20 protein-coding genes are annotated in these 23977 nt (G+C 67.8%); 6 read left to right on the top strand and 14 right to left on the bottom strand.

The features are described 5' to 3' along the window. Positions 1-54 precede the first annotated feature (54 nt). The 3 genes from ACFVDP_RS16075 to ACFVDP_RS16065 all read right to left on the bottom strand — a co-directional run bounded on the left by ACFVDP_RS16075 (position 55) and on the right by ACFVDP_RS16065 (position 6724). Positions 55-5046, bottom strand: coding sequence for a toxin glutamine deamidase domain-containing protein (locus ACFVDP_RS16075; RefSeq protein WP_383489569.1), 4992 nt, complete (start codon positions 5044-5046; stop codon positions 55-57). Positions 5047-5233: 187 nt separating this feature from the next. After that, positions 5234-6370, bottom strand: coding sequence for a hypothetical protein (locus tag ACFVDP_RS16070; protein ID WP_383489462.1), 1137 nt, complete (start codon positions 6368-6370; stop codon positions 5234-5236). A gap of 57 nt (positions 6371-6427) precedes the next feature. Further along, complete coding sequence (locus ACFVDP_RS16065; protein ID WP_383489459.1) at positions 6428-6724, bottom strand: hypothetical protein; 297 nt, start codon at positions 6722-6724, stop codon at positions 6428-6430. 294 nt (positions 6725-7018) lie between these two features. Between ACFVDP_RS16065 and ACFVDP_RS16060 the strand changes: the two genes are divergently transcribed. Next, entirely contained in the window at positions 7019-8488 is a 1470-nt protein-coding gene (locus ACFVDP_RS16060; protein WP_383489456.1) for a hypothetical protein, read from the top strand. Continuing rightward, complete coding sequence (locus ACFVDP_RS16055) at positions 8485-10059, top strand: PQQ-binding-like beta-propeller repeat protein (protein ID WP_383489453.1); 1575 nt, start codon at positions 8485-8487, stop codon at positions 10057-10059. The genes ACFVDP_RS16060 and ACFVDP_RS16055 overlap by 4 nt, the downstream gene beginning before the upstream one ends. A 390-nt stretch (positions 10060-10449) precedes the next feature. Here ACFVDP_RS16055 and ACFVDP_RS16050 read toward each other — a convergent pair whose 3' ends face one another. From ACFVDP_RS16050 to ACFVDP_RS16005, 10 genes are all read right to left on the bottom strand, one after another. After that, positions 10450-11829 (bottom strand): S8 family serine peptidase, encoded by a 1380-nt coding sequence (locus ACFVDP_RS16050; RefSeq protein WP_383489451.1) that lies wholly within the window; start codon positions 11827-11829, stop codon positions 10450-10452. A 94-nt stretch (positions 11830-11923) separates the two neighbouring features. Then, complete coding sequence (locus tag ACFVDP_RS16045) at positions 11924-13435, bottom strand: WXG100 family type VII secretion target (RefSeq protein ID WP_383489448.1); 1512 nt, start codon at positions 13433-13435, stop codon at positions 11924-11926. A gap of 43 nt (positions 13436-13478) precedes the next feature. Then, a complete protein-coding gene (locus tag ACFVDP_RS16040; protein WP_383489445.1) occupies positions 13479-13853 on the bottom strand; it encodes a hypothetical protein in 375 nt (124 codons plus the stop codon). A 708-nt stretch (positions 13854-14561) separates the two neighbouring features. Then, positions 14562-14813, bottom strand: a complete 252-nt coding sequence (locus tag ACFVDP_RS16035) for a hypothetical protein (protein ID WP_383489443.1) — start codon at positions 14811-14813, stop codon at positions 14562-14564. Positions 14814-14955: 142 nt separating this feature from the next. Next, entirely contained in the window at positions 14956-15753 is a 798-nt protein-coding gene (locus ACFVDP_RS16030; protein WP_383489440.1) for a hypothetical protein, read from the bottom strand. Positions 15754-15938: 185 nt separating this feature from the next. After that, the gene (locus ACFVDP_RS16025) at positions 15939-16238 is read right to left on the bottom strand and encodes a hypothetical protein (RefSeq protein WP_383489438.1); all 300 of its coding nucleotides are present in this window, start codon (positions 16236-16238) and stop codon (positions 15939-15941) included. Next, positions 16235-16783: a type VII secretion target gene (locus tag ACFVDP_RS16020; protein ID WP_383489435.1), complete on the bottom strand. Its 549-nt coding sequence runs from the start codon at positions 16781-16783 to the stop codon at positions 16235-16237. The genes ACFVDP_RS16025 and ACFVDP_RS16020 overlap by 4 nt, the downstream gene beginning before the upstream one ends. A gap of 28 nt (positions 16784-16811) precedes the next feature. Further along, the gene (locus ACFVDP_RS16015; protein ID WP_383489432.1) at positions 16812-17300 is read right to left on the bottom strand and encodes a hypothetical protein; all 489 of its coding nucleotides are present in this window, start codon (positions 17298-17300) and stop codon (positions 16812-16814) included. 123 nt (positions 17301-17423) lie between these two features. Next, positions 17424-17897, bottom strand: a complete 474-nt coding sequence (locus ACFVDP_RS16010) for a hypothetical protein (RefSeq protein ID WP_383489429.1) — start codon at positions 17895-17897, stop codon at positions 17424-17426. 73 nt (positions 17898-17970) lie between these two features. Next, positions 17971-19626, bottom strand: coding sequence for an alpha/beta hydrolase (locus tag ACFVDP_RS16005; RefSeq protein WP_383489426.1), 1656 nt, complete (start codon positions 19624-19626; stop codon positions 17971-17973). A 499-nt stretch (positions 19627-20125) separates the two neighbouring features. On the opposite strand from ACFVDP_RS16005, the gene ACFVDP_RS16000 reads away from it, so the two are divergent. From ACFVDP_RS16000 to ACFVDP_RS15990, 3 genes are all read left to right on the top strand, one after another. Beyond that, positions 20126-20449, top strand: coding sequence for a hypothetical protein (locus ACFVDP_RS16000; RefSeq protein WP_383489423.1), 324 nt, complete (start codon positions 20126-20128; stop codon positions 20447-20449). Further along, complete coding sequence (locus tag ACFVDP_RS15995) at positions 20446-21522, top strand: WXG100 family type VII secretion target (RefSeq protein WP_383489421.1); 1077 nt, start codon at positions 20446-20448, stop codon at positions 21520-21522. The genes ACFVDP_RS16000 and ACFVDP_RS15995 overlap by 4 nt, the downstream gene beginning before the upstream one ends. Positions 21523-21602: 80 nt before the next feature. Next, positions 21603-22943, top strand: a complete 1341-nt coding sequence (locus tag ACFVDP_RS15990) for a hypothetical protein (protein ID WP_383489418.1) — start codon at positions 21603-21605, stop codon at positions 22941-22943. A 66-nt stretch (positions 22944-23009) separates the two neighbouring features. On the opposite strand, the gene ACFVDP_RS15985 is transcribed toward ACFVDP_RS15990, so the two are convergent. Then, on the bottom strand, positions 23010-23315 hold the full coding sequence (locus tag ACFVDP_RS15985) for a hypothetical protein (protein ID WP_383489415.1): 306 nt from the start codon (positions 23313-23315) through the stop codon (positions 23010-23012). Between the two features lie 159 nt (positions 23316-23474). Between ACFVDP_RS15985 and ACFVDP_RS15980 the strand changes: the two genes are divergently transcribed. Next, positions 23475-23810 carry a hypothetical protein gene (locus ACFVDP_RS15980; protein WP_383489412.1) on the top strand — a complete coding sequence of 112 codons (336 nt, stop codon included), beginning with the start codon at positions 23475-23477 and terminating at the stop codon, positions 23808-23810. The last annotated feature ends 167 nt before the right edge of the window (positions 23811-23977 follow it).

The following is a 23977-nucleotide window of genomic DNA, read 5'->3' as shown; positions in this document are numbered from 1 at the left end:
ATCGCGACAAGCAGCGTCGCATTTTACGCACCTGCGTCAGCGGCGGCGCCGGAGCTACTGATCGGCGTCTTCCAGGGGCGTCGCGCCTCTGAGTTCCATCCAGAGCTCTATCTTCCGGTTGAGATTGTCCTGGAAATCCCGGCCGAAACTCCGCTGGATCTGACTCTTCTTGGCCGTCGCGCCCGCCTCCAGGGCTCCCTTACGGAATCCAGTGGCGTATCCGACGGGAACTCCGTCGAACACCGCCGCACCGTGAATGTATTTCGAGCAGTCCGCTTTCGGCAGCCCGGACTTGTCCCCGCAGGGCTCACGCTCCGTATACAGGTTGCGTGCGTCGATCGGGTCGAGTCCGGAGGTCGCGCGATGTGCATTGACCAGGTCCAGATAGTTGCCGAGGTGAGGTTCGGAGTGGGCCTCGTCCGGTGTCTGCTGCGGGATCGAACTGTCCACCAGGTAGTACGTCTGGTTGTCGTCCGGGTTGAAGACCTCGACGACGGCGTAGTTGCGGGCGGTGAAGTCGGGACGGTTTCCGCTGGTTCCCGCCCCCTCCGTCGTACGCATCTGATGGACGATCGCCGGGCCGTACGTCTCCTGGGCGTGTTCGTACGCCTGGCGGCTGGGGCTGGCCTTGCCGTTGCTCTTCGTACCGAACATGTCGGCTTGGGCGTGGTAGTGAACGCCTCGCGATATGTCGTTCTGCGTCGGGAGCCCGGACGGCGGGTTCGCGTAAGGGGGATTCAGGTTCGCCGGGGGCACCCCGAAAGCGTTGTGTCCGACCGCGTTGTCCCGATGGAAGTTCAGACTCAGACGAGCCAGGGTCGCGACGACTTCGCCTCGCTCGGAGGGCGACAGGTCGTCGAATCCCGGGAGGGCCCTGGAGAGCTCGTCATGCGTGTAGGGACCCGTCTTGCCGTTCTCTCGGGCGGCCGGGTCCAACACCTGGGCCAGGTTTCCCTCGTCCAGCCAGTTCCGCAGGTGCTCGTGCGTGACATCGGTGTCGATCTGGGACACCGCATGACTGTGCCGAAGAGTGTCCTGCGACCCTTCCGGCAGCATGTTGTAGTGGCTGTGCTTCTTGTCGTCCGGCTGCCGATCCCCGTACGGAGTCGACCCGTCCCCCTCCGGCGGCAGCGGAACCGGGGGCTGACGCTTCGGCTTCTTCGGCGCCGGTTCGGGAGCATCGTCGCCATCAGGATGGGGATGCTTCGACGGCGCACCGTAGCCCGGGGTCTGCCCTGTCTGGGACGGGGCTGTCGGGGCGGGGGACGGTGGGGTGGGGGATGGCTGGGTGGGCGACGGCTGGGTGGGCGATGCCTGGGTGGGCGATGCCGAAGTGGGCTGCGGGCCGGCTTGGGGCGTGCCGGGGGTGTTGGCGGGTGTTGTGGGGGGCGTTGTGGTTGAGGAGTCACCCGGCGTCGTGGGGCTGGGCGTTGCGGTGGACGGCGTGGGGCTGGGCGTTGCTGTGGACGTATCGCCCGGCGCGGCAGCGGGTGTCGTGGCACTCGGCGTCGTATTGGAAGCGTCGTCCGGCGTCGCAGTGGACGGCGTCGCGGTGGACGTATCGCCCGGTGTCCCGTCGGACGTCGTGGCACTCGGCGTCGCGTTGGACGACGTATCGTCCGACGTCGCATTGGACGGCGAGGTGCCGGGCGTCGCGTTGGACGTATCGCCTGGCGTCACATCGGGCGTAGTGGCGCTGGGCGTCGCATTCGACGTATCGCCCGGCGTCCCATCGGCCGTAGTGGCACTCGGCGTCGCATTCGACGTATCACCCGGCGTCCCATCGGATGTCGTCGTATCGGACGTCGTCCCGTCAGACGTCGTCGTCCCGTCAGACGTCGTCGTCCCGTCAGACGTCGTCGTCCCGTCAGACGTCGTCGAACTCTCCTGATTCTCCCAAGGGGCTTTCATCGTCTGCCCGTTGGAGTCGAAGGGGACGTAGCGGACACCTGCGGCGCCGGTGTGGATGGGGTTGGGTGAGACCTGGCCGGTCTGGTGGTCGACCCAGATGATGTTGCCGTTGTGGTTGTAGACGTTGAAGGCGTGTCCGCCGCCGCCGGGCCACTGCACGCCGACCACGGCCGCGGAGCCCGGTCCGGCCTGCTGGAGTTGCTGGGCGATCCGGCCGTACGGGTTGGGGTGGTCGTCACCGGCCCAGATCTGGGGACGGCCCGCCCAGGCGTCGAGGTTGTTGTACGAGTCACGCTCGGGCGACATCGTGTCGAGGGTGCCGTCCGCGTTCTTGTCCGGCGTGCGAGGAGCGGCGACCTGCGGGTCGCCGAACCAGGTCGACAGGCCCGAGCGGGCGTTGTCCAGACAGTTGTTGGAGCGGCCGGGCTGGCTGATGCCGCCGTCGTTCTGGAGCTGCGCCCAGTTCCCGTTCGGGTCCGGGTGACGTTGCGGGGTGCCGTCGGGGTTGCGCGGAACCGCGTTCAGGAGGGCCTGTTGGTCGGCCGGGTCCGGAGGAAGGAGACCGTACGGGGCGTGGTTCAGGCTGTCCCGTATCTCCTGAAGGCTCTGGCCCTGCGACAGCGGTGGGGGCGTCGGCGGTTTCGGGTCCGGTGCCGGAGTGGCCGGCGTCCCGTCGTCGGGGGTGGGGCCGGGCTGCTGGTTCTGGGGCTTGCCGTTCGGATGCGGGGTGGAGTCGGTGCCGGGCATGGCATACACGCCCGCCGGGCTCGTGTGCGCGGGATTCGCAGGGGTGGCCTGGCTCGGTACACCGGCCGGAGCCTGCCCAGGCGAGGGCGTCGGGTTCGGGGCCGGGGTCGGGTTCGGGGCCGGGTTGTTGGGCGTGGGGGTCTGGGTGGGCTGCCGCGTCGGCGTCTGCGTGGGCGCCTGCCTGGTGGGCGCGGCGGGTGCCTGGGCAGGCGTCTGCGTGGGGTTGGTGCGCTGCGGAGTGTCGGTACGGGGTGGAGTGTTCGTCGACGTCGCCGGGCGCGCCGGTCCCTGGTTCGGCGTGCCGGGCTGCGTGCCCGTAGCCGGCGTCGGACCTGTCTGGGGGCTCTGGTTGGGGATGTTCGTCGCCGGACCCGGATCACCGTTCGTGGTGGACGTCGGCGTGGGTCCGGGCCGGGTGGACGTCGAGGACGCGGGCGCCTCGGTCGTGGTGACACTCTGCGCGTGGAACGTCGGCGCCGATGTACGCGAGGGCGAGCCGGGGCTGGATCCCGTACTCGTACTCGCATTCGTGCTCGGGCCCCCGCTCGGCGTCGAGTTCGGAGTGGAACCCGGTGTGGACCCCGGTGTGGTGCCAGGTGTGGCGCCCTGCGTCGTATTCGACGGCGACGACGTGTTGGACGGCGATGGGTCGGTGGACGTGGGCGTGCCCGCCTGGGCCGCGGCGGGCTGCTGAACCTGCGTGCGCGGGTCCTGCCCGGCCGACGGATCGTGCGGGCTCCCCTGCGACGGCGTGTGCGCGGAGCCCGGGGACTGGGGCCCATTGGTGTCCTGGGCCGTCACGGCGCTCTCCGACGACGTGTTGATGTGCTGCGCGCTCGCGCCCGACGGCGATGGTGTCGGCGAGGCCGTCGACGTATCGGCCGCGGCGCGTGTCTCGGGCCCGGAATGCGACTCCGGCGACGAGTTACCGGCAGCACCGGAATCGCGCTGCGGGCCCGAGGAACCCGAAGACCCGTCGGCGCCACCGGTCTCGGTCTGCACAGAGGTGTTCGCGGCGGCCTGCTGCTCGTGGTATCCAGCGTCGAACGGCGTCAACGGCCTGTTGCTGTCCGCCGAGGAGTGCCCGCTACCGGCATCCGCGCCCGTACCCGCACTTGCACTTGCACTTGCACTTGCACTTGCACTTGCACTTGTGGACGACGTGCCCGAGGAGCCTCCACCGGTGTCGCCGGAGGCAGCCGCGGTGGTCCGCACCTGGCCACCGTCACTCCCGGACCCGGTCCCGGCCTCCGAGGACGCCGACGAGGAAGACGACGAACCGGAGTCCCCGGTACCACCGCCGCCGTCACCGGACCCAGAACTCGCATGCGAACCGGAACCCGAGCCCGACCCCGAGCCCGACCCCGAATGCGAACCGGCCGACGTACCGCCGGAACCGCTGCCGCCACCAGTGCTGCCGGACCCGGCGGACCCGCTTCCGCCACCGGACCCGGCACCCGAACTACCGCCGGTCCCGGACCCGGATCCGGAATCCGACCCCCCGGAACCCGATCCGGAACCCGACCCCGACCCCGATCCGCCATCGGCACCCGACCCCGACGACCCGGACCCAGACCCAGACCCAGACCCGGACCCAGACCCACCATCACCGCTGCCCGAGCCGGAGTCCGACCCGCCGTGGCCCGAGTTGCCTGCCGCGTGATCCAGCCCGCCACGCGCATGATGCCCCGCACGCCCACCAGCACCATCCCGCAACGACTCCCCCAACGTCGAACCGAAGTTGGAGAACCCGTCCTTCACCGCCGTCGTACCCGCATTCGCCGTACGCCCCAGGTTGTAACCATCCTGCGCACCAAACCCCTGGTTCACCGTCTGCGCGATCAGGTCCTTGCTCATCTCCTCCAACGCAGAGACGAACGGCTCCTTCACCGCCTCCAGCACCGCCTCAAGGATCGCCTCCGCCGTCTCCTTGAGAATCTTCCGCACCGCAACCCGCGTCACCTGCGACAACGCAGCCGACGCCGCACCCGACAACCCGAACGTCACCACCGCCGTCGCCGCCGCGATCGCAATCTGAATCGCCAACACCGTCAACTGAATGATCACCGCGATCTTCATCGCGATCACCAACACCGCCGCCGTGTCGAAGACGAACGCGATCATCTCCGCAGCCTGCCGGGCATCATCCAAATAACCCGAACCACCCGAGAAGTCCTGCCACTTCTCCACAAACGCATCGATCGAATCGCCGTAATTGTCCGCCGTGACATTCCCCGCCGACCGCACCGCCGACGCCTGAATGTCACCAACCTGCGAACCAAAATCCCGCCACGTCGCCGCACACTGCGTCAGATGATCCTCATTGGCAGTCGGCCAGTCGAAGCCGAGCATCTCCAACACCCAGGCCAACTCATCCGGCAACATCATCGCCACGACGCCGTCCCCCGTTTTCCCGTAGCACCGTGCCCCCGCGACCTCGTACACCTCAACTGACGCGGATTTGCCACGAGTTTACCCAGTCACCCGAACAACGGGTCAACCGTGGTCAGGCCATCACCCGGAACCTCTCACAACTCACCCAGTACCGGCCGGTCCGCCAGTACCGGTCCGTCCGCTAGTACCGGCCGGTCCGCTCGCCCGTCGTCCCGTGCACGTCGAAGTCCTGCGCAAGGCCGACCCGGTTGAGCTCCGCCACGTCCGCCTGCTCGATGTCCACCACCTCGTACCCGGCGAGGCTCTTCTCCAGGTCGCCGCGGTGCTCGCTCGGGGTGCCCCAGTCGTAGCGCTTGCGGACCTCCACGTGGTACGAAATCTCGCCGCCGTCCTTCGTACCGACGAGCCGGTACTGGAAGTGGTAGAGCCCGTAGTACCAGTTGCGCTGCGCCTCGGACTCGAACCCGGAGTCGCTCGCGGCCCACTCGGTGCTGAAAGCCCCCTCCGGCCGGTCGCCCGCCGCGACCTGTGCCAGCGACGTCTGTACGTCCTTCTGGAACGGCGGGCAGTCCGCAAGCAGGTCGTCGGCGTCGATCTCGTACGGTTCACCGCCGCCCTCCAGGAAGTGGTCGAGGAGGTCGGCGGCGTCGTCGTAGCCGAATTTGTGGCGCAGCATCTTCGACACGACGGCCATCTGCGCCTCGGTCCAGCGGTCCTCCAACCCGGCCCGCCCGTCGGTCACTTGACGGTTCTCGGTGCGGAACGTGTCCTTGGTCCCGAAGATCACCGGCAGCACCGCGGCCAGCGACGCGTCGAGGGAGTCGGCCTTGGCGCACAGAGCCGTGACGCGCCCGGTGAAGCCGTCGGCCTTCCGCCGCATCTCGTCCACCTGCTCGCGCACCTCGGGCGACGGGTTCGGGCCGGTGACGGCGGCCCAGCGCACGGTGTTGTTCTCCTCGTCGACGGTCATGCCCTCGCCGGTGATCTCCGCCAGGAGGTCGTGGGCGTCGCGCTGGAGATCGGTGAGGTTGCCGCTGCCGAGGCCGTCGCCGCTGCCGGAGACGACGTCGGACAGGTACCGTCCGAGCGCCCGCGCCTCCTTCGCGACGGCCTCGATGTCGAGCCGGATGCCGTCGCAGGTGGCGGCGGCCTCGTCGGCGTCCTTGCCCTCCCAGTGCGCCTTGCCGCCGATCGGGGATGCGACACCGGCGGCGAAATCCCCCGCCGCCGCGTCCAGGCCTCTGCCGACGCCCGCCCAGTCGTCGGCGGCCTCCCGCAACGTGTGCAGCTCAAGCCGGAGTATCGCGCCGAACTTCATTCCCGCTGCTCTCCCCGTGATCCGGCCGACTGCGTCCCGGCCGGCCGTCGACCGGTATCAGTTGGTGATGTCGTGCCACAGCTCGGTGAGGAAGTTCTCGTTCCCGTCGTACGAGCCGGCGTTGAACCGGATGTTCTCAGCAGCCTTGTCGAGCTCGTCGCGCAGCAGCTTGTTCAGGTCCTCCCAGCGCTCCTCCAACTGCCCGAGGCCGTCGAGGAACGCCCAGCCGGCCGCCCCGGCCCTGAGCTCGCCCTCGGCGTCGTCGGCGACACCGAGCTGCTTCTTCACCTGCTGCGCGACGGCATCGACGTCGTCGGCGCGCCGCCGCATCCAGTCGGTATCGGCCTTCGGCACTGCTGCCCCCGTTGTTCATCGTCGACGTCGGCCAAGTCTACGTAGATCAGGCTCCGTTGATCCGTGGGACCGCAGTCCCGGAAACCTTTGGGGCCGCCGTTGCTGACAGTGAGGGCGTGGTCCGTGTAAGTGTCTGATAAGAATGATTCGCGTCCTCTACGTCGGATGCATGACAAGCGCCGTCACGGGGGACAGGCGGGTGTTCCCCCCTGCCCAGAGGGACCCATGTCGTTTCAGCCTCCACAGGGATACGGGCAGTCGTATCCCCCGCAGCAGCCACCCGGACCGCCGTCGATGCCGCCGCCTGCGCCGCCCGTGCCACCGGGCTCCCCGCCGGGTGCGCCGGCCGCGCCGCCGAACCGCGCACCGCGCGGCGCGCACCCGGTCCTCAAGTGGGTGACCGCGGCCTTCGGCGCCGTGGCCGTCATCGCGCTGGGCCTGATGGTGTACGGCATCGTCCAGGCGGTCGGCGACGATCCGCTGCCCGTGGCGGGCCAGGGCGGGCAGGCCACGGAGATCACCCAGGACGAGATGGCGGGCCTCCTGGAGAAGCACTCCAAGGCGCTCGCCGGCAACGACAAGGGCGCCTATCTCGCGCCGTTCGAGGGCGGCTCGCCGGCGCTGAAGACCAAGCAGGCGTCCCTCTTCTCGAACCTTCGCAAGGTCCCGTTCCAAGTCTCCGAATACCAGTATCTGGCCATCGAGGGCCGGGCCAAGGACCACTACGGGGCGGGCGCCTCGGCATCGGTCGACGTGGCGTTCGTGCACCAGGTGAAGGGGGCCGACGCCAGCCCCGTCGCCGAGTGGTACCGCTGGACGGTCGAGAAGACGACCGAGGACGCGGACCTGAAGGTCACCTCGGTGGGGCCGGCCACTCCGGAGATCCCCGGCTACGGCGACACGATCAACTACCCGGCGCCCTGGGACGCGTACGACTCGATGGCCGTCACCGTCAAGGCGCACACCGTGATCATGTCGGACTCCGCTCAGGTGGCCGACGCCCGTCGCTACGCCCCGTACATCGAGAAGGCGGCGCAGGACAATCTCGCGGCCTGGGCGGCCAAGGGCCCCAAGAGCGGCCACACGATGCCCGGCTTCGTCGTCACGCTCGAGAAGAACCGCAAGATGTACAAGCACATGTACCGGGAGGGCACCGGCGACGAGGGCGACGAGTCGATCTCCGAGGCGGGCGTCTCCATCCAGATGCCGGCGGTGACGGCAGGCGGGACCAAGGCCAAGGTGGACGTGCAGAACGGCGGCGCCCGCATCGTCATGGACACCTCGGGCAACCGGTTCACCCGCCCCGACTACGCCGCGAGCGTCCTCGACATCAGCCACCACGAACTGGCGCACACCATGGTGGAGCCGCTGACGGGCCCCGACAGTCGGACCGAGTTGTGGGTGATCGAGGGTTTCGCGGACTACATGGCGAAGCGCGACGACGCGGCGCTGGCGGCCGACGACATACGCGGCCTGAAGGCGTACTACGCGGGCAGCTACGTCGACCCCTTCGACGGAAAGCTCCCCCTCACCGACGACTTCCACAGCTCGGACGACGCGGAGAACAACGCGCACTACACCCTGGGCTGGATGGCCATCCGCTTCATCGCAGAGAAGTACGGCGAGGACAAGGCGCTCGCCTTCGTGGCCGAGCAGTACCAGAACTCCAAGGGGATGGAAGCGCAGCTGACGAAGGCCACCGGAATGGGCCTGAACGAGTTCCAGAACGCCTGGGCCGACTACGTGAGGAAGCAGATCTCATGACCACGCCCGGCCAGCCGAACGGCTGGGGGCCCGCGCCCGGCCAACAGCCGTCGTCCGCACCGTATGCGCCCAACCAGTACGGCGTGCCTCAACAGCAGCAGCCCGCACCCGGCCAGCAGCAGTTCGTGCCCCAACAGCAGTTCGTGCCCCAACAGCACTTCATGGCGCCGCAGTTCACACCGACGCCGTTCCATCCGGCCTCCCACGAGTCCGGCAAGAAGCGCGGCAAAGGCTTGATGATCTTCCTGCTGGTGCTCAGCGTCATCCTGTCCGGCGTCTTCGGCTCGGTGGCCTGGATCCTCCTGGACCCCACCAAGGCGGAGGTCGAGTGGAGCCTGCCCTACTACGGAGGCGCGGGCGACACGCAGAACTATCTGGGCACCTGGTTCACGGGAGACACCGTCGTCCGCGCCCAGACCGACGGTGTCAGTGCGCTCGACATCGGCAGCGGGGACCTGCAATGGGGCCTGGCCGCACCGGGCAAGGGCGCCTCCACGATCTGCCACGCCTCCTCGGTGTCCAGCAAGGACATCGCGGTCCTCGCCACCGGAGCCGTCCACGACTGCGACACCCTCTTCGCCCTCGACCTCAAGACCGGCAAGAAGCTCTGGCAGCACACGCTCCCGAAGCGCGACGACGACCCCAGCACCGCGGTGAGCGGCGGCACCGTCGTGGTCAACGACCAGACCGCGTACGACCTGCGCACCGGCAAACAGCTCTGGCAGGACACGAAGAACGGGGTGTACGGCGGCAAGCCGTGCGACGGCCAGGGCTACGTCGGCGGCAAGCAACTGGTGCGCGTGCAGGTCTGCACGACGCACTGGACCTCCGGCGTCCCCGACGGGCAGAGTTCGGCGACGGCCGGTGTCGACCCTGCCACCGGCAAGGCGAAGTGGACCTACGCCATGGGTGACGGCGAATGGGACTACGGCGAGGACGCGACGATCGTGTCGACCGCTCCCGTCATCGTCCGGGTCCCCCAGGACGTGAAGGAGAACGGATACACCGTCCTCAAGGACGACGGCAAGGTCAGGAGCGACAGCCTGGTCCTGGGCCCCGCCCATGCCACCAGGAGCGGTGAGAGCTACTTCGCCCAGCGCGAGGGTGCGACGGCCGGCGACCCGGAGGCCGCGATGAAGGTGCTCGGCGACACCCTGTACATCGCCGAGCACCAGACCGACACCGGCCTCCAGACGAGCGTGGACGCGTACGACCTCGACAGCGGCAAACGCCTGTGGACCACGGGAGACAAGGACGACGTGGAGTACTCGCTGGTCCAGGGCTCCGGGAACGAACTCCTGGCCGTGAAGCACGACGACACCGGCTGGCGGGAGAAGAACTTCGGCGGCAACGGCCTCCCCGCCTCCCTGGTCAGCCTCGACCCCAAGTCCGGCGCCGAATCACAGCTCGCGTCGTACGGCCACCTCGACGACGCCCTCGGTCAGAGCACCTGGGCCATGCCCTACTGGCACGACGGCACCCTGTTCCTGGCCTCGGTCGCCAACAGCGACAAGGGCACCATCAAGGACGCGGATCCGCATGCTTCCGCGCTGCTGAAGATGGGGCACTGACGCGGCGCGGGGCGGACGGCCATCGGGGAGGCCGCCCGCCCCGCGGAGACGTCGTCACGGTTCAGGTTCACGAAGGTGGTACCACCGGTGAGCTGCACGCATGACGGGCAGCTGACAACTCGGCGAAGTGCTCCAGGTCCTGCCGCTCTTTGCGTGTGAGCGGATCCGATGTGAACCTGCGGTCACTCCCCTGAACCGGTGACGCGTGGTAGTAGCCGACTCCCAGACCGCAACAGCGACATGGGGTTGGCGCTCCGCAGCCGCCGTCCATGGTCTCTTACTGAGTTGAGTACACGGGGCGGGGCCCGCAGTCGGAAGACTGCGGGCCCCGCTTCGTTCATCTATCGCCGACCGGCCTGGTACTCAGACAGATGGCTGGAAAGACATCAGCTACTGCTGGCCGTACGGTGGCTGCGAAGGAGCCTGTGGGTACGAGCCGCCCTGAGCGGGAGGCGCCTGCTGCGGGTACGAACCCGGGTACTGCTGTTGCGGCGGGTACGGCTGGTTGCCGCCGCCCCAACCGCCACTGGGGGGCGAGGACGGGCCGCCGCCGTTGTTCTTGCGGCTGCGCGCGATCAGTACGACGACGATCACGAGGACGATGAGGACGCCGGCGGCGATTGCGATGATCAGCCCCGTGCTCATACCGCCGGAATCCGAGGAGGCAGAGGACTCGTCGGCGGCTCCGGACGGAGAGGAGCTGGACGGAGCCGACTCACTTTGGCCCTTGGCCTTGGCGATGGCGGAGTTCAACTCGTCGATCTTCAGCGGGCCGTTCTTGGGGCCGGCCGGGATGTCCTGGGTGAGGGCGGAGTACGGCTTGATGAAGCCGTAGCCGTAGTGCTCGTCGGGGAGCGACTTGCCCTTCGCGGAGGCGGGGAGGCCGGCGGTCTTGACGAGGCGGTTGACCAGTTGCCCGGGAGTCAGGTCGGGGAACTTCTGCTTGAGCAGAGCCAGGGCAGCAGACGTGTAGGCGGTGGCGTCAGAGGTGCCACCACCACCGTCGTAGCCATCGGCGTCGAGCCCGGCTGTCACGATGTCGACACCTGGGGCCGTGATGAGGGTTGGCCCATAGTTGGAGTTCTTCCAGATCTCGCCCTTACCGTCAATCGCACCTGCGGAAATCACTCCGGGATACGCCGCAGGATAAGTTTCATTCGCAATGGGCGGCCCATCACCGTCATTACCAGTGCCAGCCACGACTGCAACGCCGCGGTCGAGCGCGTAAGCAACTGCCTCGCGTTCCGCTGGGATCCCATCGGGCAAACTCGAATCCCGGTGGATCTGCGAGATGTTGATGATCGATGCACCCTGATCAACCGCAAACCGGATGGACGAAGCGAAGCCGTCGTCGTTCCCACCCTCATCACGGATGGGCATGAGTTTGACGTCCGGCGCTAGTCCCTTCACTCCAGCAGCATTGCCCGCCCCATGGCCATGCCCAGCGATGATCGATGCCATTGCAGTTCCATGCTCGGGCTTGTCCCCTGCCATGTAAGGCTCGATCGACGAACCACCGTCGATGAAATCCTTGCCCTTCAGGAACTGGCCCGTGAGGTCTGGGTGGTCGGTCTTGAAGCCGGAGTCGATGACCGCAACGATGACACCCTTGCCAGTTGCCTCGCTCCAGACCTTGTCGGCCGAGAACGCCGACAACGCCCACTGGTCGTTTCTGACCTGATCTGCCGACGCGGTCGGTGCGGCCGCAAAAAGCAGCGCTCCCGCCGCCCCGGCGGCACCGACCGCCCGCAGCGCTCGCGTGAAGCTCATGCCGTAACACCTCATCCCTCACAGGGCAGGGCCCACAGCCCGAAGGCTGCGGGCCCTATCTCGTCTTCACCGCACACTTAACCAGCAGACCTGGCTACTCCACGACCTTGGGGTTCACCGTACGGTCGTTTGCCCAAGTTTGCTCGTCCTCGACCAGATAGTCCGGACGCGAGCTGTCACGGCGCTTCTTGTCCTTACCGTTTGTCTGAGCACCGCGCCCGCCAAGGCCATTACGCCCGGCGTTGTTTCCAGTTCCGCCTGTCGCGGTCTTCGGCTTCTGGCGGAGGGCGGAGCCACCCTGCTGTCCGGAACCGGGCTTCACAACGGACTTGCCGATTGCGCCGCCCTTCGTGCGAGCCAACGAGTTGCCCTTGACACCGTTGGCACCCGCTTTGCCAGCCGCGCCGGAACCGGCACCGCCAGCGCCCATTCCGGCGCGCCCTCCAGCGCCCGCACCAGCACCACGGCCTCCGGCACCTGCGCCGAGACCAGCACCGGCACCGATCCCGCCGCCGATGCCCGCACCGCCGACACCACTCCCGCCCGCACCGGCTCCGGCGACACCACCGCTGATGCCACCGCCTGCGCCGATACCGGTGCCCGCACCAACACCAGATCCAGCGCCTGGACCGCCGCCAAAGCTGAGGTTGCCAGAACCGATCTGCGAACCAGCCGTGGGCTTCTGCGAGCTGATGCCTCCACTGATGCCGTTGGTGCTCACGTTCGGCGACTTAACGCTCTTGATCGATGAGCCCGAACCACTACCAGTAGAAGAACGGCTGAGATTTCCGGAGGCCCTGCCAGCGGAAGGGTTGGTTACAGAACCAGCGACAATCGGGACAGGGGCTACGCCACCAGGCTCGCCCGGGTAGTCCTCCCTGTCGGTAACACTCCCAGCCTTCTTCCAAGATCCCATCGTCTTGGTCTGCGTGTTGTAGGCAGCCCCCAGCTCCTCCATCTGCACAGCCATCTTCATCTGCGCCTCGCGCCCCGCCGACATATCGCCTCCGCGACCGTCGACGATCTCCTGCGCAGACACGTTGGTGTTGGCGATGTCTTTGGCGAGCCCATCCTCGTCGCGTCCGCCCGAGAAGAAGTCGCCCACCTTGTCCTTGGCGCTGCTGACCTCGCTCGGCTTCTCCATCGCCATGACCACAGGCTTGATCTCCTCAAGCTTGGTGGCGGCATTGTCCATTGACTGCGAGACATAGATCGCGAAAGTGGACGTGTCGTGGATCTTCTTCGCGACGACCTTCGACCGGGCTTGGAACTGGTCGGCCGATGTGCCCTCCCAGTGCTGGAGAACTTCGGTTACAGCGTGCTCGTAAGCAGCCGCCGCGTCGACGAGTTGGCTATGAACGCCCTCCCAGCCACGCGCCGCGTTGCGCACATCGCCCGGGTTGGCGTTCCGCAGCATGTCCTGCATCTCGTTCATGCTGTGGTTCTTGAAGTCACTGGAGTGACTGGCACCCCCGCCCCCGAACACGCTCGTCACCGCATGCACGGCGTCGTTTACAGCGTCGACGGTCTGGTCGCCCTTGAAGTCCCCGGTATGGGAGAGCGGAGCCCGGGACGCATCCGCCTCGTACGTGTAGTCACCACTCATCGCTGCCCCGTCTCCTCTTCGCGTCCGCTACTCGCCCAGTACGTCATGCCATCGATCCAGGAGTGGACGTCGGCACAGTGGACGAGGACGAGCCGTTGCTCGCCCCGTGGAGCGCGCCAGCCGTGTCCGCTTCCGCGTCCTGATACGCCCCGTGAGCCCTCTTCGTCTTCGCACCGAATTCGTCCATCACCGACTCCAGGTGCCGGACAACGTCCTCGAGCGACCCCTTCATGTCGTCGTGCGCGGCGGTCAGCTTCACAGCCTCGCCGAACCCGGCGCCGCCCAACGCACCCGACGGAAGGTAGGTCTTGCTCCTGGTGTCCTCGCTCGTCTTCCCGAGATCGGCGATGATCCCGTTCACCTTCTTGATGACGTTGTCGAGCGCACTTAGATCGACCTTGTACCCGTCACCGGCCATGCCCTTGGCCCTCCCCGTTTGTCCCGTCAGTCCTGTTCATCCCCGTGTGGGGCAGTACGTCCGGCCCCCTGTCACAAGTCTGTCCCTAGCCTATCGAATGGCACCCACACCCCGCCCGGTGCTCCCTGTCACAACTCCGCGACAAGGGTGGCGGATACACGGTCCTATGTGGTGAACCCATCACAATCCCGCTGAGCACGTACTCGTCGGCGGCACCTGCACAGGACTACCTCAGCGCAGGCCGGGGCCACCCCGTTAATGAGGTACCCAGGCGTCCCACGCGGATCGCGCCAACAGGTACTCCAAATCGCCGCGGCAATGCCGAGCCCACCCGGCGCCGTCACGGAGATTGTCCAGGACGCCGGCGAGCTGCTGCGGGGCTTCGCCTGTGAGGGAACCGCACATACTTCACGACGACGTCCTTGTGCCCGCCCGGTGGTGGGCGATTCCGCGCGTTTCCGCCTGTCGCCCACCATGGCCGGCATCGGCCCGCTCCTCCACGTCCACTGGCCCGCGGGGCAAGAAGACTGGGTCTAGTTCGCCGGGGACGACGTCTACGGCGGTGTCGTGATGCTGCCGCGCTCCGGAATGCTGATCCTCGTACAGCCCAAGGAGTGGCATGCCCTCCGGCCGTGACCGCACCAGCCGGAAGGTGCCGTACCGCAGCTCGCCGAGTACCCCGGGCGAGGCATGTCGCTCGCGCGGCCCTCACGAATCGCAGTCGCGTCCGGCCTCGCACTGCCAACCTGTGAAGCCGCCTTCTTTGGGGTTGTCGACGTCGTGGTTGAACTCGGAAAGCCCCCATGCCACCCAGGCGATGAAGGCGACACAGAGAACAAGACCGGCCCACAGAGCGATCTTTTTCATGGGCCCTCCGGAGCTTCCGGTACCTGTACGGCTCTCGCGGTCGCCGCCGTACCTGTCATGCTCGCCCCGCGCTTCGTCGAACGAACCGGACACGTCCGGCTCCCGGGCCGCTCCGGCGCTGTGGCGAGAGACGATGGCGCCTTGCCCCAAGCCCATCCCCTCGGCCCAGGTTCGCCCGACGCGTCTCGGGCGTCCACCCGTCATCAGTGCTCGTTCCCTTCCGGAATCGTGATCCTCAGAGGCGTCGGTCGAGCAACTTGCTCAGTGACGGCGAGAGTTCGGGTACGGGCACACCGGCTGCCTGAGCCCTGACCAGTTCGTCGAGGTAGCGGCGGGCCTCGGCGGACAGTCGTTGTTGTCGTTGGCCCAGTTGGTGACCGGCCAGCCACGTCCAGATGCCGAGAGGGATGAGCAAGGCCGCCGCGTAGGCCGCGGGCGCGTCCTGGAACACGGCGTAACCGATGCCGATGACTCCGGCGAGAACGAGGGCGCCGCCCGCCTCGTCGTGCCAGCCGCCCTTCTCCGCGATCCGCTCGTACTCCTCGACCGTCGCCGGTTTCGGCGGCAGCGGTCCCACGGCTCCACCGGCGGAGGCAGGGGCGGGAGCGGCAACGGGCGCCGAGTACCTCGGCAGTGGGGCCGCCTGCGCGCCTCCGTCAGCACTGCCGGTGAGCCACGCGGGGACGAACGTCACGGGGGCGCCGTGCGCGAGGGCCGCGGCGAGAACGTGGCGGTAGCCGTCGAGGAAGGGGTGGCCGAGCTTGCGTTTGCCCACGTAATAGACGCGCGTCAGGGCCACGACCCCCAGGATCAGCACGATGGCCGAGGGCGCGACGGCAGCGGCCATCTTCTCCGGCTTGTCGGACGCGGCCAGCACGAGCCAGACGATCCCGACGAGCAGAAGCAGAGCACCGACCCAGACCAGTCCTCCGCGCGATGTCCGTCGCAGGGACGCCTCGTGCTCGGCGAGACTCCGCCGCACCATGTCGTCGTCGAAGTAGTTGTAGCCGTAGGTACGGCTCAAGTCCTGCACTGCGTACGTGAGTCGAGGATCCGCGGACAGCACGCGAGCGCCGATCGGCAAGAGATCCCTTGGCATTCTCGTCCATGGTGAGGCAACCTCCTTCGGCCGGCTCCTTCTCCTCAGGTCCGGTCCGGTCTGTGATCTGGTTCGGAGTTTGACGAGGGCGGTGTCGCCCCGGCCGATCGGTACGGCGTTCAGCCGTCCCACTCATGCAACACACCCTGCGCGTACACCACCCGCAGATCCAAACGCGCCGAACGGACCTTGTACTTGTCGGTCATCCCGTAGAACTTCACCGGCGCGAGCCCCAACCCGAGGCCGCCCTTGGGGCGCCAGGCCGTGCGCGACGGCAGATGCCAGTCGGGGCCGCCGTATCCGCCGACGAGGCTCGTCAGGTTGTAGACCGGCAGCAGCGGTGAGAGCAGCACGTACAGAATCCACGCGCTGACGGTTCCGCGGCGGCCGGTCAGGGTGGTTCCGTCACCCCGGCTCACCCGAAGGGGTTCTCGCCCGTCGTGGGCCGGGTGCCGATCGAACCGCCGTCGTACGTGGGCATGTCGGTGCCGTACGGAGTACGCGGATCGAGCGGCGCACCGCCCTGGGACGGGGACCCGACGGAGTGCGACGTGGAGTTGTCGTCCTGGTCGCTCGGCCTGCGCAGCACGGCGGGCATTTCACCGGGTGCGGCCTGCGCGGTGGCCGTTCCCGCGTTCGTTGCCGCGTTCGTTCCCGCGTTCGCGCCGAGGTTCTCGAAGTCCTTGCCGGTGCGTTCGTCGTTCCATTCGTGGCCGTCGGCCGACGAGCGGAGGTTGGTCGCTCCGGCCCGGGCGCGGGCCTGGAGGCCGTCCAGGGCCGGCTTCCAGCTGGCGGAGAGCTCCTGCAGGGCGGAGCCGAACGACCAGCCGGAGAGCGAGCCTCCCGCCGTGTCGGCCTCTCTGACCGCCTTGTCCGCAGGGGCCTTCAGGTCTTCGGCTATCGCGTCGGCGGCCTTGGCGGAGGCGCGGAGCTCGGCGGGGTCTACGTGCGTTTCCTGGGACATGCTCGGCTCCTCGGCCCCTTGTCGGTTCTCAGAATTGCTGTTGCTCGGCGCCGGGCGGGAGCATGCAGGGGGTGCTCACGGAGAAGGAGAATCGCTGCGGCTTCGCCTTGCCCGAGCCGACGGTCTCGGCCTCCACGAAGTACCGGTTCTTCGTGTTCCGCGCTCGCAGCACCGCGGACTCGTAGGCGCTCTTGAACTCCCGGTACCCGGTGATCTCGTACCCGCTCCTCGTGAGCTCGCTCCGGAGGGTCCGCACGATGCGGGTGTGGTCCGTGGCCGGAGCAGGTGAGTAGACGTAGTAGAAGAGGCTGTAGCGACCGTCGTCGGCGACTTCGTCGTGCTCCCCCACGCACTCCTCGAACACCGTCCTGGCCGTGTCGGGGAGGAGGTCCACGCCGACGGCCTCGGCCAGTCGGGCGGTGTGGTCCTTCGCCCACTTCACAGCCGCGGCCTTCTCCGTGCGCGGCAGCGGGGCGTCGCGGTCGGCGGCGTCCTGGGACGCGCATCCTTCCGTCATGGACACCGTCGCGCACACGGCAAGAGCGCCGCAGAGGATGCGGGTTCTCGCCGATGAAGGACGCCTGCTCCGGATCGTCACTGACTTCCTTCGGTTTCGGTACTCCCGCGGCCGGTCCGGCTCTCAGAACTGCTGCTGCTTGACGCCCGGCGGGAGCATGCAGGAGGTACGTACCGCGAAGTTGAAGGCCTGCGGCTTGGTCTTGCCGGAGCCGACCGTGTCCGCCTCCACGGAATAGCCCTTCTTCTTGTTGCGGGCGCTGAACGCCGCGGACTCGTAGGAGTCCTTGAACTCCCGGTAGCTCGTCACCTCGTAGCCCTGCTTGGAGAGCTCGCTGCGGAGCTTGCGCACGATGCGCGTGTGCTCCGAGACCGGTGCGGGCGAGTCGACGTAGTAGTACAGGCTGTAGCGGCCGTCCTCGGCCACCTCGTCCTTCGCCCCGACGCAGTCTTCGAAGTTCGTCTTGGCGGACGACACGGTGAGCTCGACACCCGCCAGCTCGGCCATGTGCGCGGTGTACTTCTCGGCCCACTTCACCGCGTCGTCCTTCGACATACGGGGCAGCGGGGCGTTGGCGTCGTCGTCGCTCTTGGACATACAACCTCCAGTCGTCAGCAGGATGACGCAGACAGCGAACAGCGTGCGCGCGGCGTGATTCCCAGGACGTGTCCTAGCCGGCGACGAGCGGAGGATCCGGATTCTCCGCTCCTTCCTTGGGGACCTCCGCGGGCTTCCTGCCGCCGATGATGGATCCCTGGTTCCGGAGGGAATCGCTGCCCTCGTCCCAGTAGCCGCTGTGCCCATGGGTGTCGACCTCGAAGTTGTTGCCGCCGAACGGCGCGTTCATGGGGTTGTCCCCCAGGGTGTATCCGGAGAAGTTGTCGATGATCGGGTCGTCCTCGGCGCCGCCGACCCAGACGTGCTCCGGGTCCATCTGCAGGTCGGACGCCTCGTCGACCGTCATGCCGGGGCTGCCCACGACCACCACGTCGTCGGCACCGAGGCCGCTGCCGCCCGCGGCCGCCGCGCCGACGACCGTCGAGCCGTAGCTGTGGCCCAGCACGGTGGTGTGGCTGGGCGAGCCGTCGTGCGCGGCGTGCGTGCCCGCGACGAACTGTCGCAGGTCGGGTGCGGCGTCCTCGGCCCGGCCCGTCCCGCCGACGCTGCCGAAGTCGGTCGCGGACGCCTCGGGCGCGTCGTAGCCGAGCCAGGTGATCATGGCGACGCTCTCGCCGTGAGACTGCCGTTCGGCGGACGTCTGGAGCTTGTCGATGCGGCTGAGCTGGCCGGGGACGCCCTCCATGTCGGCGTTCGTCCCCGGCACGAGGATCCCCGTGTGGTCGGCCGTGTCCGGGTTGCCCATCGCGATGACGGCCCGGCCGTCGTCCTTGGAGTCGTACCCGATGAGGTACAGCTCCTTGCCCTTGGGCGCACTGTCGCTCGCGTCGAGGCGGTCGCTCAGCAACTCGGCGTTCTTCAGGCGCTGGTTGACCGTCTCGTCGCTCTCGCCGGGGAAGTCCTCGTCGTAGTTGCCCTCCTGGAGGGCGTTGAGCTCCTGGTTGAGGGCGGTGCGGTTCGCGTCGTCGCGTACGTCGGTCGGCAGTCCGTCCGTCGACCCGATCTGCTTCGGGTAGAGGGTGGTGTACTCCTGGCGCTCCTCGGGGCTGAGCGCCTTCCACCAGGCCGCGGCACCCTTGGGGTCGTCCTTGGGGATCTGCGGGTCCTGGACGCCGATGTCCTTCATCGCGAGCCTGGTGTCGTCGGCGGACTCGGCGGCGGCGTCGTGGCTGAGCGGGTCGGTGAGGATGTCGCCGTTCAGCCGGCCGAGCGCCTTCGCGCCGTCGTCGCTGGCCTTGCGTGCGTCGGTCAGGGCCTCGTCGATGCGGGCGCGGTACTCGCCGAGCAGGCCGTTGCGGTCGGCGACGATCTGCTGGGCGTCGGGGTCCTGGTGCGGGAGGTCGGCGGTGGTCGGGTCGCTCACCCAGCCGTCGTCGTCGACCTCGAAATGGTCCTGCTCGGCGCGGCGTACGGCATTGCGCAGGGCGGTCTGGGCGTTCTCCATCCAGACCCGCGTGGTGTCGACGACCCGCGCGACGGCCATCGCCTCGGTCTCGACCACGCCCAGCCGCGACTCGACGTCCTCCAGGAAGTAGAGCGCGCTGTCGGCGTCGTCGCCCTTCCAGGAGTGGTGCAACGGACCTGTGACGCGCGACCTGTGACGACTCGTCAGCGAATCCGTCGTGGTGGAGAGCGTGCGCCATGCCGTGGCGGACGCCTCCGTGTCCGAGAAGTCCTGCTTCAGCAGCCGCGCGAATTCAGAGGCCACGACGGACTCCGACCGCTCTTCTCGGTCTCCCCGGCCTTCCCGAACTGCACCACAAATAAAGCTGTTTGAGCATGACGCGAAGCCCCCGCTCCGGATGACCTTCTCCACCTGCACTGCGACTGCGATCACCGACTGTAGGGCAGCAAGCGAACGTACGTACGTTCTTTGCGGACTCCGTTCCGCCTCCGCCCGGCGCACCCTGTACGTGGATCGAGTGGCGCTCCGGCCTGGATGGGGCATCGAACGGGTGAGGGGCCGAGTCGTCGTCCTGGTTGGTGTTCGTGAACGCGATCGCCACTGACGCGAGCGACCGGTCACTGAGATCCTGTGCCTGATCAGCCTCTTGGTCGCCTCGCCGTCGCGAGGCTTGGCGGAAATGAGTGCACCACAGAGTCGGTGATCGTCCTTCGCCCGTCGTTGACAGCGCTCCAGCGGTGATGGCTGGCCCACTAGCGTGAAAGCCCAATGAATCCGCTTCCAGCAGACGGGGGTCGAGGACGTGGCCGACGGCATGTACATCGACGGTTCTGAACTCAAGAGGCTTGGTAAAAGCTTTGAGGCATGCGCGTATGACCTTGAAAGCTACGCGAGGAAGTTCAGCTCCAGGACCGGGAGCGAGCAGATCCACGACGGGTTCGGCGTCCTGACAGAATCCGAAGAGGTGACCTCTGCCTACATTGAGTTGGGCGAGCACATGGTGAAGTCGCTCGGCAACCTCCAACGCCACTTGGACGGCATCGGCGCAGCCATGTCGGACAACGCCAGCAACACACAATCTGCGGACGATGCCATGGCGGACCAGTTCCACGGTGATGGACGGTGAGCGGCGAGAGCGTGGCCGAAGACGTCTACGAGGCAGGCATCGAGGTCATCAACCCTGGTGGCCGCCCCGACGTGTTGCGTGACGCAGCGGGCGAATGGCGGGCCATGGGTAAACACCTCGACTCCATGCTCTCCGAGCTCGACAAGCAGGTGGAGAACACTCTTTGCGATCACTGGCGAGGCGAATCGGCTGACGCTTTCGCGATGCACTGGGCCGAGCTGACTCAGGCCGTAGACGAAACCCTCCCGGTGTTCGAAGAAGCAGCCAGAGGACTTGATGAGGCCGCGGATTCCATCGAAGCGATCAATGACGAGATTCACCAGATCTATGTGGAGATCGGTGTCTCGGTCGCCGCAGGTATCGCGTTGTCTTTCGTGACCGTTGGATTCGGCGCTGCGGCCGGTGCCGCCAACGCAGTTCGCCTCGCAACGCAGGCAGCCCGCGCGGCGACACGCCTGGGTGCCATTCTGAGCAAGGTGGCCCGAGCCTTCCGTGCGGTTCAGACCTTGGCCAGAGCAGGGAAGTGGCAGAAGTTCCTGGTGGAGATGGGCACGCAGTACGCGGGTGGGTTCATCTCAGGAGTAGGAACGAGCATCGTCAGTGGCAAAGGGCCCGAGTGGCAGGACAACGCCATCAACGCCGGGTACGGCGCGCTCGGAGGCGCCGGAGTCGGAGCAGCAGTCGGTGGGCGGCTCGGTGGCGGAATCATCGAGGGCACGTTATCCGGCGGCGTCGGTGGAGCCGGGGCGAGCATCGTGGGAGACCTGACCAACAATGCGTTCAAGGGCGAGAACAACGACGCCGCCCAGATCGGCATCGGCGCTGTCGCCGGCGGACTGGGTGGGGCTGCAGGAGGTGCGGCCGCCCATCACGCCGTCAATGCCCCAACGGCACTCGGCGGGACGCGTGAGTTGGGCATCGACGTCGGTATCAACGGTGCTGTCGGCCTAGGAGCGGGAGAAGTCGGCAACGGCGTGAAGGACGCTCAGGAAAGCGCCGTCAAGGACAGCAAGAAGGGCGCACACGGCGCAGAGCAAAAACCTGACACCCAGAAGTTCGGGGCCTTTGGATGAGTCGGTCAAGTCAGGTGACTATGGCATCGGTCCGGCTCGGGCGGTGGGTCTCCGTTTGCGGGGCTGCTGCTCTCGTCATCATGACCGGCGGCTGGCTGTTCCTGGGAGCGGGGGCGGTCAGGGCATCGCTGGTGTGGGCGGGCCTCGCCGTTCTCGTCGGTTGCGTGCTGGCGGCCGCGGGGCAGGTGGTGCGTTCCGGTGGGCGGATGTCACGGGTGGAGTCGTACGAGTTGGCGCTGGCGTCGGTTCGCGAGCCGGGTTCGGAGCCGAGTGACGTTCCGGCGCTCCCCGTCGCTGTTCTGGGGACGTGTTGGGTCTGGATCCGGGTCACGTCGGTCGCCGTCGCTGTCGTGACGGCCGCCGTGTTCACCGCCGGCCTGGGTTTCGCCCAGCCCGAGCGTTCGGCGACGGCCGCCGCTGTCGCGGACGCCGGTTACGTGATCGAGGAGCTGGCGATCGTCGCTGTCGCCAACACGGATTTCGCTGGGCGCAGTTCGCGGAGTTCGACGATGGCCGACTACACGGTTGAGCTGAAGTCGGCGGACAGGGGCAGGGCCGTTCCCGCGACGTTCCGCGCTTACAACGCCAAGGGCGTCAGAGAGGTGGGCCGGACCTACGTAGTCGCCCACGCGCCTGCGCGCCCCGATCTCGGCGCGATCGGCGACACCTCGGCCAGGGCCGTCGAGGCGCGGCTCACCGGACACGCCCTGTCGTACCGGGGCACCGTCTTCGCCGCGGTCGCGTGGACCATCGCCGTCGGCCTGGCACTGGCCGTGGCAACGGAGGTCGCTTCGCGTCCTCGCGGTGCGCGCCGCGTGGGCTGTGACTGGGTCGCTCTGCGGGTGACCGTGACGGGACAGGCGGAACACGTCGAGCCGGAAAAGGCGGAGGCCGAGAGCGCGGTCGGAAACGGGAGCGGGAAGAGTTCCAACCGGTACGCGTGTCTGGCCTTGCGGACCGACACGGGCGAGGACGTTCCTCTGGCGGTTTCGGCGAAGGCAGGGGCGGCGGCCGACGTACTCACCGGCAACGAGGGCTGGCTGCTGTGGGACCCCCCGGACGACAGCAGGGGCGGCGGCAAGGCCGCAGCGGAGTTCGTCGCCGACGACGGCTGGCAGTTGCCCGGCCGCGTGCCCCGCTCGGTCGCGTCCCGGTTCGCCGCCCGTCCGCGCGGACCGTTCCCTGTCGACGCCGACCGCCGCATCCGGCTTCTCGAACTCGGGGGCCTCTGGCCGCGCACCGTACCGCCGGGCCTCCTGGCCGGGCTGCTGATCGCGACGGCCGCGACGGGCGCCCTGCTCATCCCCCTGGACGGTGGCTGGCGGATCTGGACCGCCCTCACGGCAGTCCTCGCGCCGCTTCTCGGCTGCCTGTTGACCGAGGACGCGGGCACTCCCTCGGTGGCTGCGGTGGACCATTGACCCGGTGCCCCGGCATGAGCATCCGCACAGACCACCAGTAGGCAGCCACGGCAAGAACGGGGCCCTTCACCCCGTCGCGCCGGCTCCGACAAGCAGGGCGAGCCCCACCAGCAGACCCCCGTACGCCATCCCCATCCGCCGCCGATCGCGCGCCTGGTACGCCCGCACGCCCAGCCACACGACCGCAGCGCAGACGGTCGCGCAGGCGACGCGGAGCACGATCCCCGAGATCGGCCGATCCCCCAGGAAAACAGATACCAAGGATCCCAGCAGGGACATTCCTGACAGAAGGCACAGCAGGCCAGTGAGATTCCACCAGATCCGATCCCACGCTTGCTGGCGCCGATCGTCACCCATATCGTTCATCACCATGCTCGGAAGGCTAGGCGGTCGCCCACACGGAAGCCCATTCGGGAAACATTCGGAATTCTCGCCTTCGGTTTCCCCGGCTCTTCTTTCGGCGGATTCCCCGGTCGCCCGACCCCGAACTCGTTCACCGAAAAGGCGAGGTGACCCTGTGACTTCCCCGAAATGAGCGACAGCAACAACCGCAGCGATGACGACGACCCGGTGGTGTACGGCGTGAGCGTGTTCGGTGAGGGCGAGTCCCTCGATCTGTTTCTCTCCCGGGGCCGCATGCTCGCCCTGGGATCTGTCCCCGCTTGGTGGTTCTTGACGATTTTCCTCGTCGTGGAAGAGGGATGGCACTACAGCTTTGTGCTGGGCTTCGCCCTTCCTCCGATCGTCGCCTATGGAGGAGTCCGGGGATACCGGGACGTCCGGCCGGGAATGACCGCCGCGGCGATGGCTCTCGGCGTCGCGACACCGCTGGCGACCATGGGTCTGGCGTGGCTCGAGAATCACTGACTCAAAGGACCCGAGGGCGCCCGTACATGCCGCTGAGGGCACCCGGACATGCCACCGGGGGCGGGGGGGGGAGCCACCCACCCCCCCCCCCCCCCCCCCCCCCCCCCCCCCCCCCCCCCCCCCCCCCCTGTTTTTTCTCCTTTTTTTTGGCTTGTTTTTTTTTTGTG

The organism is Streptomyces sp. NPDC057694 (assembly GCF_042799415.1).
Taxonomy (GTDB): domain Bacteria; phylum Actinomycetota; class Actinomycetes; order Streptomycetales; family Streptomycetaceae; genus Streptomyces.
Note: the sequence above shows the minus strand (reverse complement) of the source record. Positions and strands in the feature narration are given on the sequence as shown.